The sequence below is a fragment of the Cellulosimicrobium protaetiae genome (assembly GCF_009708005.2).
GTDB classification, from domain to species: Bacteria; Actinomycetota; Actinomycetes; order Actinomycetales; family Cellulomonadaceae; genus Cellulosimicrobium; species Cellulosimicrobium protaetiae.
Genome location: NZ_CP052757.1, coordinates 2,124,045 through 2,135,358 on the forward strand (window position 1 = coordinate 2,124,045; position 11,314 = coordinate 2,135,358).

An 11,314-nucleotide genomic window follows, 5' to 3' on the forward strand; every position below is an offset into this window, starting at 1 on the left:
GCCCGCGGCCCGACGGGTCGTCCGGGCGTCCGTCCGACCAGGTCCTGCGGACCCGGGCCCGGCGCCCCGGCGTCGCGGCCGCGAAGACCGTCGGGATCGTCGCCCTCCTCGCCTTCTCGCTGTTCCCCGCCTACTGGATGTTCTCCTCGGCGATCGACCCGGAGGCGGCGACGCGCGGCGCCCGGCTCCTGCCTGCCGGCGTCACGTGGGACAACTTCGTGACGGTCATCGACGACGGCGGGTTCGGGCACTACCTGCGCAACTCGGTGCTCGTGGCGCTGGGCACCGTCCTCGCGTCGTCGGTCGTGGCGCTCCTCGCGGCGGTCGCGGTGAGCCGCTTCCGCTTCCGGTTCCGCAAGTCGATGCTCGTGCTCATCCTCATGGTGCAGATGGTGCCGCTCGAGGCGCTCGTCATCCCGCTGTTCCTCCAGATGCGCAACCTCAACATGCTCAACTCGCTCCTGGGCCTGACGATCGTCTACCTCGCGTTCGCCCTGCCCTTCGCGATCTGGACGCTGCGCGGCTTCGTCGCCGCGGTGCCCGTCGAGCTCGAGGAGGCCGCGTACCTCGACGGCGCCTCGTGGGGCCGCATGTTCTGGAGGATCCTCGTCCCGCTCGTGGCGCCCGGCGTCGTCGCGACGAGCGTCTTCTCCTTCATCACGGCGTGGAACGAGTTCATCTTCGCCCTGACGTTCCTGCAGCAGTCGAGCAAGTACACCGTGCCCATCGGCCTGCAGAAGTTCTTCGGCGAGAACACGACCGACTGGGGCGCCGTCATGGCGGCGTCGACCATCATCACGTTGCCCGTGCTCGTGTTCTTCGTCCTGGTGCAGCGCAACCTGTCCTCGGGACTGACCGCAGGGTCGGTGAAGGGATGAGCGACGTGACCCTCGCACCGGTGGACGACGACGTCGTCCGCGCCGTCAACGGCGTGCTCCTGCCCGGGTTCACGGGCACCGACGCCCTGCCCGCCTGGCTCGCGGCGGCCGCACGCGACGGGCTCGCCGGCGTCGTCCTCTTCGGGCACAACACGCCCGACGTCGCGACGACCGCCCGGCTCACCAGCCTCCTGCGCGGGGCGTCGCCCGACGTCCTCGTCGCGATCGACGAGGAGGGCGGGGACGTGTCCCGCATCGAGGCGGCGACCGGGTCGAGCCTTCCCGGCAGCGCGGCGCTGGGCGTGGTCGACGACGTCGTGGTCACCGAGGAGGTCGGCGCCGCCCTGGGCCGCCTGCTCACGGCGACCGGCGTGGACCTCGACCTCGCCCCGGACCTCGACGTGAACTCCGACCCGGACAACCCCGTCATCGGCGTGCGGTCCTTCGGTGCCGACCCGGCGCTCGTCGCCCGGCACGGCGCGGCGTTCGTGCGCGGGCTGCACGCCGGGGGCGCGGGCGCGTGCGGCAAGCACTTCCCCGGCCACGGCGCGACGAACGTCGACTCCCACCTCGCGCTGCCCGTCGTGGACGCGAGCCTCGACGAGCTGCACGCCCGCGACCTGCCGCCGTTCGTCGCGACGATGGCGCCCGGAGGCCTCTCCGGTGCGGGGGTGGACGACGCCCGGCTCGACGCGGTCATGACCGCGCACGTCGTCGTGCCTGCGCTCGGCCCGCTCCCGGCGACGCTCGAGCCCGCGGTCGGCGCCCTCGTGCGCGAGCTCGGCTACGACGGCCCGATCGTGACCGACGCTCTCGACATGGGCGCTGTCGCCGCGTACGCCGACGCGAGGCAGACCGAGACGACCGCCGAGAAGGTGTCGACGCACGGGATCGGCGAGGTCGCCGTGCGCGCGGTCGAGGCGGGCGCCGACCTGCTGTGCCTCGGCACGACCGTCGGCCGCGACGACGAGGCGCTGTTCCGCCAGGCCCAGGTCGCGCTCGTCGCCGCCGTCGCGTCGGGGCGGGTCCCGCTCGACCGGCTGCGCGCGTCGGCCGCGCGCACCGCGGCCGCGCGGACCGCGATCCGCGCGCGCCAGGCAGCGAGCGGCGTCGTGCCCTCGCCGGAGTCGGCGACGGCCGCGCTCGACGCGCTCGCCCGGGTGGGGTCCGACGTCGCGGCTCGCGCCGTGCGGTTCGCGGTCCCGGCGCACGACCCCGGCCCGGTCCTGACCGCGGCGCCCGACGTCGTCGACCTCCGGCTGCGGTTCGACCACGCCGCCGGGCGGACGGCGCAGCACGTCCAGCGCGCGTTCGACGACGCGTTCGGCCCTGCCGTGCGGCACCTGCGCCCGGCCGACGCCGCCGCGTGGACGGAGGCGTTCGACACCGTCCGGTCGAGCGACCGCCCGCTCGTCGTCCTCACGCGCGAGCCGGTTCCCGGCTCGGACGAGCGCGCGCGGCTCGACGCGCTGCTGGCCGACCGCCCGGACGCGGTCGTCGTCCACACCGGGTTCCCGGGCGCCGTGGCGCAGTGGTTCGGCCCCGGTGCCGGCTCCGCGACGCCCGGGCTGCCCGACGACGCCGCGCGACAGGTCGTCGTGGTCGCGTGCGGGACGGGGCGGGCGAACGCGCGCGCCGCCGTCGCGCTCCTCACCGGGACGCAGGGCACCGCCACGGGTGCCGTCCCCGGCGACGCCACCGAGGAGGAGGACCGATGATCGTCCTCGGGCTGTCCTCCGGCACGTCGGTCGACGCGATCGACGCGGCCGCTGCCGACCTCACGCTCGGCGACGACGGGGTGCTGCGCATGCGGCCCCTCGGCCACACCGAGTACGCGTGGCCGCGTGCCCTGCGCGAGCGCATCCTCAAGGCCCTGCCGCCCGCAGCGGTCGACGTGGCCGAGGTCGCGCAGCTCGACACCCTCATCGGCCAGGAGCTCGGCCGCGCGGGCCGCCGCGCGATCGACGACGTCGCCGGCGGCGACGTCGACCTCGTCGCGTCGCACGGGCAGACGATCTACCACTGGGTCGTCGGCGCGCGGGCGCGGGGCACGCTCCAGCTCGGGAACGCCGCGTGGGTCGCCGAGCACGTCAAGCGCCCCGTCATCAGCGACTTCCGTGTCGCCGACGTCGCCGCGGGCGGCCACGGCGCCCCCCTCGTCAGCGTGCTCGACGCGCTGTGGCTCGGGCGCGACGACGCCGTGGGTGCGAGCGGTGCGCCGGGCTCCGGGCTCACCGCCGCGCTGAACATCGGCGGGATCGCGAACGTGTCGCTCGTCGGGCGCGTCGACGACCCGGTCACGGGCTGGGACACCGGGCCGGGCAACTGCCTGCTCGACGTCGCGGTCGCGGCGATCACCGACGGCCGCCTCGCGTACGACAAGGACGGCGAGCTCGCCGCGCAGGGCACCGTCGACCCCGTCGCGCTCGCCGCGCTGCTCGACGACCCGTACTTCGCCGCCCCCGCGCCCAAGTCGACCGGGCGCGAGCTCTTCGACTCCACGTACACCGCACGCCGTCTCGCGTCGGTGCGGCCCGACCTCACCGGCCCCGACCTCGTCGCGACGCTCACCGAGGTCACCGCCGTGAGCGTGGCCGACGCGCTCGCCGGGCGCGACGTGCGCCGCGTCGTCGCGTCGGGCGGCGGGGCCCGCAACCCGGTGCTGCTCGACCGTCTGCGCGTCGCGCTCGCCGCGCGCGTGCCGCACGCGTGCGACGTCGTGACGTCCGACGCGCTCGGGCTGCCCGTGGACGCGAAGGAGGCGTACCTCTTCGCGCTCCTCGGCTTCCTCTCGGCGCACGGCCTGCCGGGCACGGCGGCGGGCGAGCACCGCCGTCGGGCGACCGGCGCCCGCCGCGCCGTGGTCCTCGGCTCGCTCACCCCGCCCACGCCGGTGCCGTGGCCCGCCGCGAGCGGGCCCGTGCGCCGTCTGGCGCTCGCCAACACTCCGCACGGGCTGCAGCCAGGCCCGCGCACCAAGGGCCCGCTGTCGGACCCGACGAAGGGAAGCACCCGATGACCGACCCGACCGTCGCCACAGAGGCCGCCTCGCGACCCGCCCCGAGCGCGGACCCGAGCGCCGACCCGAGCGCCGACGAGTGGCAGGAGCTCGTGCGCCTGGCCTCGCCGACCGAGGAGCGCAACCCGCGCACGACCGACGTCGACCTGCTGCCGACCGCGGACGTCGTCGGGCTCATCACGGACGAGGACGCGGGCGTCGCGGACGCCGTGCGGGCGCAGCGCGACCGCATCGCGGAGGCCGTCGACCTCGCGGTCGCGGCACTGCGGGCGGGAGGGCGCGTGCACTACGCGGGCTCCGGGACGTCGGGACGTCTCGGCGTGCTCGACGCGGTCGAGCTCCTGCCGACCTACGGCGTGGGGGAGGAGTGGTTCGTCGCGCACCTCGCCGGGGGCGTCGGCGCGATGATGCTCGCGGTCGAGGGAGCCGAGGACGACGTGTCGCTCGGACGGGCGGACGTCGACGCGGTCGGTCCGGACGACGTCGTCGTCGGGCTCGCCGCGAGCGGCCGCACGCCGTACGTGCGCGGGGCGCTCGACGTCGCGCGCGAGCGCGGCGCGCGGACCGTGCTCGTCTCGGCCAACCCGGACGCCCCGCTCGCGGCGGGCGTCGACGTCGCGATCCTCGTCGACACGGGTCCCGAGGTCGTGACGGGCTCGACGCGCATGAAGGCCGCGACTGCGCAGAAGCTCGTGCTCAACACGTTCTCCACCGCGACGATGATCCGACTCGGCAAGACGTACTCGAACCTCATGATCGACGTGCGCCCGACGAACCAGAAGCTGCGCGCCCGCATCGTCCGGATGCTCGTGCAGGCGACGGGCCTCGGCGCCCCGGAGTGCGAGGAGGTGCTGCACGCGGCCGACGGCGAGGTGCACGTCGCGCTCGTCATGCTCCTCGCGGGCGTGGACGTGGACGCGGCGCGCGCCGCGCTCGGCGGTGACGGCACCGCGGGAGTCCGCGACGCGCTCGCCCGGCTGGGCGCCCTCCCCGCGAGGTAGTACCCCGGTCTGCCGAGGTAGAACTCTGGTCGGAACCGCAGTTCTCCCTCGGCGGACCAGAGTTCTACCTCGGCGGAGTGAGGCGGGGGCCGAAGACGGCGGTGCCGACCCGGACGATCGTCGCGCCCTCGGCGATCGCGAGCTCGAGGTCGCCGCTCATGCCCATGGAGAGCTCGCGCGCGTCCGCGGTGCCCGGCGCTCCCGAGCGCACGACGGCGTCGCGCACCCCGCGCAGCCGGGCGAAGCCCGCGCGGACCACGGCCTCGTCGGGGGAGTGCGCGCCGATCGTCATGAACCCCGACAGGCGCAGCCCGTCGAGCGCGGCGACGGCGGTCGCGAGGGCGGGGGCGTCGTCGGGGGCCGCGCCGGACTTGGTCCCCTCGCCCGAGACGTTGACCTGGACCAGCACGTCGAGCACGCGGCCGTCGCGGACGGCGCGTGCGGACAGCGCCTGGGCGAGGGAGAGCGAGTCCACGCTCTCGACGCCCGTGGCCGTCGCGAGGACCTGGTTGACCTTGTTGCGCTGCAGGTGCCCGATCATGTGGACGGCGACGCGCCCCGCGGACACGAGGTCGGCGATGTCGGGCGCCTTCGCGACGAGCTCCTGCACGCGGTTCTCGCCGATCAGGTCCGCGCCCGCCTCGACCACCGCGCGCACGGCGTTCGCGGGTTGCGTCTTCGTCGCCACGAGCAGCCGCACGTCCGACGGCGCACGCCCCGCCGCGCGCGCGGCGTCGTCCACCCGGGTCCGCACCCGGGCGAGGTTCTGCGCGATCTGCGCGGGCAGCACGGACGACGGCTCGGGGTGGGGCATGCGGTCAGTCTAGGTCGGGCGGACCGCCGAGGATCCGGGTCGTCTCAGGGTGGTCCCGGATCGGCAGCGGCGGCCCGATCGGCGAGAATGGTGACGAAAGGACGGTGCCGTGAAGACACTGCTCAACATCATCTGGCTCGTGTTCGCCGGGCTGTGGCTCGCCCTGGGCTACGTCCTGGCGGGCATCATCTGCTGCATCCTCATCGTGACGATCCCGTTCGGCATCGCGTCGTTCCGCATCGCGGGGTACGCGCTGTGGCCGTTCGGTCGCACGGTCGTGGACAAGCCGACCGCCGGCGCGTGGTCGACGATCGGGAACGTCATCTGGGTGGTCGTCGCCGGGATCTGGCTCGCGATCGGGCACGTGGTCACAGCGATCCCGCTCTTCGTGTCGATCATCGGCATCCCGCTCGGGATCGCGAACCTCAAGATGATCCCGGTCTCGCTCCTGCCGCTCGGCAAGGACATCGTCCCGACCGACGCCCCGTACACCGCCTACCAGCGCTGACGAACGCGAGGGAGAACTCGGGTCTCGCGAGGGAGAACGCTGGTACCGACCAGGGTTCTCCCTCGCAGGACCAGCGTTCTCCCTCGGCGGACCGGGGTGCTATCTCGCGATCGGGGCGGCGGTGCCGGTGGTGAGGCGCAGCAGGTCCTGCGGCGCGAGGCCGACGTCGAGGCCTCGGCGCCCGCCCGAGACGTACACCGTGTCGAACGCGAGCGCGGTGTCGTCGAGGAACGTGCGGTGGCGCTGCTTCTGGCCCAGGGGCGAGATGCCGCCGACGACGTAGCCCGTCGCGCGCTCGGCCGCGGCGGGATCGGCCATGGTCGCCTTCTTGCCGCCCGCCGCCTTGGCGAGCGCCTTGAGGTCGAGCTGGCGGTCGACCGGCACGATCCCGACGACGAGCGCTCCGCCGTCGACCACGGCGAGCAGCGTCTTGAACACCCGCTCCGCGGGCACCCCGATCGCGGCCGCGGCCTCGAGGCCGTAGGACAGGTCGCTCGACGGGTCGTGCTCGTAGGGGTGCAGCGTGTGGGCGACGCCCTCGCGCTCGAGGAGCACGACCGCGGGCGTGCCGGCGTGCGCGGACGACTTCGACTTCTTGGCCACGGGCCGATTCTGCCGCAGCGCCGCGCCACACGGTGCCGTCGAGCAGCGAGCCGATCGCGTAGGTCACGGCCATCGCGACCGCGCCGCCGACGACGGTCCGGACAGGGGGCCACGGTAGGACCGTCGTCCCGCGCCCGGCGGCGGAGCGAGCAGCCCCGGCGCGTCGAAAAGAGCGTGCCCGGCACCGGACCGGTGGTGTCTGATCGACCCATGGCGATCGAGACGAGCACGCCGGGCGTCGACGACCTCGGTGAGGTCCTGGACGCGCTGCGCACGTGGCAGCAGGACGCGGCACCGCTGCAGCTGCACCCGGGCGACGTGGGCTGGTTCTGGCGGTTCGGTGCCGGTGCGACCGCGGACGCGCTGCGCACGTGGCGTCGCGACGGTCGGGACCTCGCCGTCGGGCTGCTCGACGGCCCGGACCTGCTCCGGCTGGGGATCGCGCCGGACCTGCTGCACGACGAGGAGCTCGCGCGCCGGATCGCGGACGACGCCACACGGCCCGAGCGCGGCGTGCTGGGAGAGGGCGCGGCGTCGGTGGAGGCACCCGTGGGTGCGCTCGTCGACGGATACCTGGCCGAGGCGGGCTGGGGCCTCGACGAGCCGTGGGCGCTGCTGCGGCGCGACCTCGCCGAACCGGTCGAGGTACCGGACGTGCGCGTGCGGGTCGTCGGGCCGGAGGAGGCGGCCTCCTGGGCCGAGGTGCTGCGCTCGTCGTTCGGCGGGACCACGGCCGCGCCGGAGCGCTGGCACGCCCTCGCGACCGGGCTGCCGTACGCCGACGCGCGGTGCCTCGTCGTGCACGACGACCGGGCCGCCGTCGGCAGGACGGCCGGCGACCCCGGGACGGCGCCCGCGTCGGGGCCTGCGGTGGCCGTCGTCGGGGTGTGGTCGGCCGGTCCGGGGCGACCCGGGCTGATCGAGCCCATGGGGGTGCACGCCGACCACCGAGGTCGTGGCCTCGGCCGGGCGGTCACGCTCGCCGGGCTGGCGGCGCTCCGTGGGCTGGGCGCGTCGAGCGCGCTCGTCGCGACGGCCGCGGACAACGTGGGAGGCGTCGCCACGTACGTCTCTGCGGGCTTCGTCCACCTGCCCGAGCGGCGCGACCGGCGCCGCGACGCCGACTGACGCGGAGACACGGGACGGCCGGGCCCGCCGACCGGGAGGCACGTCCCCGCCGCGCCCGCGCGAGACCGTTGACGCCGGCCGGTGCGCGTCGCCTACGCTGCACGACGTGACGCAGGGGAACTTCACGGACGACCGACCGACCACACGCGCGGAGCGCTACGAGCACGGGCGGGGGGTGTTCGGCTCCGTCAACGAGACGGCGGGCGCCGTCCTCGCCGAGGCGCTCGCGGACGTCTCGCCCGAGCTCGAGCACCAGATCTCGGCATGGGCCTACGGCGAGATCTACGCGCGCCCGCACCTGGAGCCGCGGGACCGGCAGCTCGTCACGCTGGGGATGCTCAGCGCCCTCGGCGGGTGCGAGCCGCAGCTCGAGATCCACGTCCGTACCGCGCTCGACGTGGGCCTCACGCCGGCCGAGATCGTCGAGGCGATCCTGCAGTCCGCGGTCTACTGCGGGTTCCCTCGCGCGCTCAACTCGACCGCCGTCGCGAAGCAGGTCTTCGCCGAGCGGGGGCTGCTGCCGGTCGCGTGACCGGTGGCGGCCCGCCCTACAGCGGGCCGACCGCGAGCACGGTCACGACCGGCTCGCCCGCCTCGTCGCTCGCCGCGAGGTCGACGCTCGCCGTGATCGCCCAGTCGTGGTCGCCCGCCGGGTCGTCGAGCACCTGCCGCACGAGCCACGTGCCCGCGGGGACGACCCCGCCCGGGGCGTGCTCCGCCGTCGGGCCCTCGTGGCCGGCCGGAACCTCCGCGCCGGCCTCGACGACCTGGAACAGCGCGGCGGCACGGGCCCCCGGGCCGATGCCGATCGCGTCGTCGCCCTGGTCCTCGAACAGCGGGTCGAGCGCGTCGCCCCACGCGTCCGCGTCCCAGCCCGCGCCGCCGTCGAGCGCCCCGAGCGCGCGGTAGTCCTCGCGGGACGCGAGCTCGACGCGGCGGAACAGCGCGTTGCGCACGAGGCGCCGGAACGAGCGCGGGTTGCCCGTGACCGGGCGCGTCGGCGCCTCCGCGCCCGCGCCCGAGAGCGGGCCGTCGCCGACCTCGGTGTCCGCGTCGTCGTCGACCGGGTGCGCGAGGCGCTCCCACTCGTCGAGGAGCGACGAGTCGACGCCGCGCACGAGCTCGCCGAGCCACTCGACGATCTCCTGCACCTCCTCGGTGCGGTGCTCCTCCGGGACGACCTGCCGCAGCGCGCGGTAGGCGTCCGCGAGGTACCGCAGCACGACGCCCTCGGTGCGCTCGAGGCCGTAGACGGACACGAACTCGGCGAACGTCATGGCGCGCTCGACCATGTCGCGGACCACGGACTTGGGGGAGAGCTCGGCGTCCGCGACCCACGGGTTCGACCGCTTGTACATCGCGAACGCGGGCGCGAGCAGCTCCTCGAGCGGCTTGGGCCACGTGATCTCCTCGAGCAGCGCCATGCGCTCCTCGTACTCGTAGCCCTCGGCCTTCATCGCGGCGACGGCCTCGCCCTTGGCGGCGTTCTGCTGCGCGTAGAGGACCTGGCGCGGGTCGTCGAGGGTCGCCTCGATGACGGAGACGACGTCGAGAGCGTGGGTCGCGCCCTCGACGTCGAGCAGGTCCAGGGCCGCGAGCGCGAACGGCGAGAGCGGCTGGTTGAGCGCGAACTCGCGCGGCAGGTCGCCGACGAGCCGCACGCTCGGGCGGTAGCCCTGCGGGCGCGACGGGTCCTCGACGCGCACGCGCTCGACGATCCCCGCCACGCGGAGCGAGCGGTAGATGCGCAGCGTCTGGCGCACGTGCTCGCGGCGCTGGGTGTCGGTGTCGTGGTTCGCGAGCAGCAGGTGCCGCATCGCCTCGACGGGGTCGCGGCGGGGGTCGGCGGGGTCGACGTGCCCACGGCCGTGCTGCGCCGTGCGCGCGAGCACGTTGAGCACCATCGCGTGGGTCACGGTGAAGTGGCTGGTCAGGGGCTCGGGCTCGGCGTCGCGCAGGCGCTCGAACGTCGCGTCGGTCCAGTTGACCGAGCCCTGCGGGGCCTTCTTGCGGACGATCTTCTTGAGCTTCTTCGGGTCGTCGCCCGCCTTGGCGAGCATCTTGCGGTTCTCGATGACGTGGTCGGGCGCCATGACGAGGACCTCGCCGACCGTGTCGTACCCGGCCCGGCCAGCGCGGCCGGCGATCTGGTGGAACTCGCGCGCCGTGAGGTGGCGCATGCGCTCGCCGTCGAACTTCACGAGGCTCGTGAGCAGCACGGTGCGGATGGGCACGTTGATGCCGACGCCGAGCGTGTCCGTGCCGCACACGACCTTGAGCAGACCGGCCTGCGTCAGGCGCTCGACGACGCGCCGGTACTTGGGGAGCATGCCCGCGTGGTGCACGCCGACGCCGTGCCGCAGGAACTTGCTCAGCGTCTTGCCGAACCCGGTGCCGAAGCGGAAGTCGCCGAGCTCTGCGGCGATCGCCTCCTTCTCGGACTTCGTCGCGACGTTCATCGACAGCAACGACTGCGCGCGCTCGACGGCGTCCTTCTGCGTGAAGTGCACGACGTACACGGGCGCGCGGCGGGTGCTGACGAGCTCCTCGATGACCTCGGTGAGCGGCTCGACGACGTAGCTGAAGTGCAGCGGGACCGGCCGCTGGGCGGTGGTCACCTCGGCGACGGGACGGCCCGTGCGCTCCTCGAGCTCCTCGACGAACCGGGTCGTGTCGCCGAGCGTCGCGGACATGAGCAGGAACTGGGTGTTCGGGAGCTCGAGCAGGGGCACCTGCCACGCCCAGCCGCGCTGCGGGTCGGCGTAGAAGTGGAACTCGTCCATGACGACCTGGGAGATCGCGTCCTCGCCGTCGGACCCGGCGTCCCCGCCGCCGCGGCGCAGCGCGATGTTCGCGAGGATCTCCGCCGTGCAGCAGATGATCGGGGCGTCGGGGTTCACCGCGGAGTCGCCCGTCGTCATGCCGACGTTCTTGGACCCGAACGCCGCCACGAGCGCGAAGAACTTCTCGCTGACGAGCGCCTTGAGCGGGGCCGTGTAGTACGTGCGGCCGCCGCGGCCCGACCGGTGCGCGGCGAGCGCCGCGAACTGCGCGCCCATCGCGACGAGCGACTTCCCCGAGCCGGTGGGCGTCGACAGGATGACGTGCGAGCCCGTGACCAGCTCGATGAGCGCCTCGCTCTGGTGCGGGTACAGCTCCAGACCCTGTTCCGTCGCCCAGGTGGTGAACCCCTCGTAGAGCGCGTCCGGGTCGGGGGCCTTGCCCGTCGGTGCGGGCACGTGCGCGAGGAGAGCCGGGGTGCGGCCGGTCGTGGTGGTCACGGCACGAGTCTGTCAGGTGTCGCGCGCCCCGGGTGTCGGTCCGTCGCGCGGCGTTCGCTCCACGCGCGGTCCCGCGCCGCAC

The 11,314-nt window shown here is 74.6% G+C and carries 10 protein-coding genes; 7 read left to right on the plus strand and 3 right to left on the minus strand.

The features are described from left to right. Positions 1-44 precede the first annotated feature (44 nt). From FIC82_RS08880 to FIC82_RS08895, 4 genes are read left to right on the plus strand one after another with little or no spacing between them, the layout of a single operon-like run. Positions 45-878, plus strand: a complete 834-nt coding sequence (locus tag FIC82_RS08880) for a carbohydrate ABC transporter permease (protein ID WP_253691770.1) — start codon at positions 45-47, stop codon at positions 876-878. Beyond that, complete coding sequence (locus tag FIC82_RS08885; protein ID WP_154798313.1) at positions 875-2,596, plus strand: glycoside hydrolase family 3 N-terminal domain-containing protein; 1,722 nt, start codon at positions 875-877, stop codon at positions 2,594-2,596. The genes FIC82_RS08880 and FIC82_RS08885 overlap by 4 nt, the downstream gene beginning before the upstream one ends. Then, positions 2,593-3,897 (plus strand): anhydro-N-acetylmuramic acid kinase, encoded by a 1,305-nt coding sequence (locus FIC82_RS08890; RefSeq protein WP_154798314.1) that lies wholly within the window; start codon positions 2,593-2,595, stop codon positions 3,895-3,897. The genes FIC82_RS08885 and FIC82_RS08890 overlap by 4 nt, the downstream gene beginning before the upstream one ends. Continuing rightward, on the plus strand, positions 3,894-4,898 hold the full coding sequence (locus FIC82_RS08895; RefSeq protein ID WP_154798315.1) for an N-acetylmuramic acid 6-phosphate etherase: 1,005 nt from the start codon (positions 3,894-3,896) through the stop codon (positions 4,896-4,898). Before FIC82_RS08890 ends, FIC82_RS08895 begins: the two co-directional genes overlap by 4 nt. A 64-nt stretch (positions 4,899-4,962) precedes the next feature. On the opposite strand, the gene FIC82_RS08900 is transcribed toward FIC82_RS08895, so the two are convergent. Beyond that, positions 4,963-5,712, minus strand: coding sequence for a YggS family pyridoxal phosphate-dependent enzyme (locus FIC82_RS08900; protein WP_154798316.1), 750 nt, complete (start codon positions 5,710-5,712; stop codon positions 4,963-4,965). 109 nt (positions 5,713-5,821) lie between these two features. On the opposite strand from FIC82_RS08900, the gene FIC82_RS08905 reads away from it, so the two are divergent. After that, positions 5,822-6,220 (plus strand): YccF domain-containing protein, encoded by a 399-nt coding sequence (locus tag FIC82_RS08905; protein ID WP_047232538.1) that lies wholly within the window; start codon positions 5,822-5,824, stop codon positions 6,218-6,220. A gap of 99 nt (positions 6,221-6,319) precedes the next feature. On the opposite strand, the gene ybaK is transcribed toward FIC82_RS08905, so the two are convergent. Continuing rightward, a complete protein-coding gene (gene ybaK, locus FIC82_RS08910) occupies positions 6,320-6,823 on the minus strand; it encodes a Cys-tRNA(Pro) deacylase (RefSeq protein ID WP_168731649.1) in 504 nt (167 codons plus the stop codon). 210 nt (positions 6,824-7,033) lie between these two features. On the opposite strand from ybaK, the gene FIC82_RS08915 reads away from it, so the two are divergent. Beyond that, positions 7,034-7,951 carry a GNAT family N-acetyltransferase gene (locus FIC82_RS08915; RefSeq protein ID WP_154798318.1) on the plus strand — a complete coding sequence of 306 codons (918 nt, stop codon included), beginning with the start codon at positions 7,034-7,036 and terminating at the stop codon, positions 7,949-7,951. A gap of 106 nt (positions 7,952-8,057) precedes the next feature. Beyond that, the gene (locus FIC82_RS08920; protein WP_168731650.1) at positions 8,058-8,483 is read left to right on the plus strand and encodes a carboxymuconolactone decarboxylase family protein; all 426 of its coding nucleotides are present in this window, start codon (positions 8,058-8,060) and stop codon (positions 8,481-8,483) included. A 16-nt stretch (positions 8,484-8,499) separates the two neighbouring features. Here FIC82_RS08920 and FIC82_RS08925 read toward each other — a convergent pair whose 3' ends face one another. Next, a complete protein-coding gene (locus FIC82_RS08925) occupies positions 8,500-11,232 on the minus strand; it encodes a DEAD/DEAH box helicase (protein WP_168731651.1) in 2,733 nt (910 codons plus the stop codon). Positions 11,233-11,314 lie beyond the last annotated feature (82 nt).